The sequence below is a fragment of the Mycoplasma sp. HS2188 genome (genome assembly GCF_025209835.1).
In the GTDB taxonomy this organism is placed as follows: Bacteria; Bacillota_I; Bacilli_A; order Mycoplasmatales; family Metamycoplasmataceae; genus Mycoplasmopsis.
Genome location: NZ_JAOAOI010000072.1, coordinates 1 through 570 on the forward strand (window position 1 = coordinate 1; position 570 = coordinate 570).

1 protein-coding gene is annotated in these 570 nt (G+C 33.5%); it reads left to right on the forward strand.

Annotated elements, in window-relative coordinates; all coding sequences use genetic code 4:
• Window positions 1-113: 113 nt before the first annotated feature.
• The coding region (locus N1F73_RS03865) for an Mbov_0396 family ICE element transmembrane protein (RefSeq protein WP_396888705.1) at window positions 114-570 on the forward strand (457 nt) is incomplete at its 3' end.

The following is a 570-nucleotide window of genomic DNA, read 5'->3' on the forward strand; positions in this document are numbered from 1 at the left end:
GGTCAAATGAGAAGAATTAAATGATTAGGAATTTTTCTTATTGCTGTAGTTGTGTTATGAGCTCTTAGTCCGATAATTACTTCGATTATTAAGTCTGCGATCGGAGCATAAAAGTGTTGTTCGAAGGTGTAATAAATAAGATTAGTTATGGTGCTTTTATGATGGGTTATGGCCCGTTTGTAATTTTGCCATTGCTATTAATTAATGCTATTGTGATGCTGTTTGAGTTAGTTGCTGTTGGGCTACCACAATATTTATTATTTGGTTTGAGTTTATCTCAAAAATTTGAGTTCGCCGTGCTACCTGATATGTTTAAACGATTAGCCATTATATCGAGTTTAGTTTATGTTTTGTTATTCGCTTTTAGTGCTTTGAGAATGTGAGCGTATAAAGGGGATGATGGAGTAAATCCAGTGCGAGTTGCGTTAAAAAACTCGCTTGTTGGAACGGTGTGGTTAATTGGTCTGCCGGTGTGTGTTTATTTATTTAATTTGATTATTGGCTTGATGTTGAATTTAGTTTTAGGGTCTAATAGTTTAACTTTAGATAAAACACTTTTTAGAAGTATTT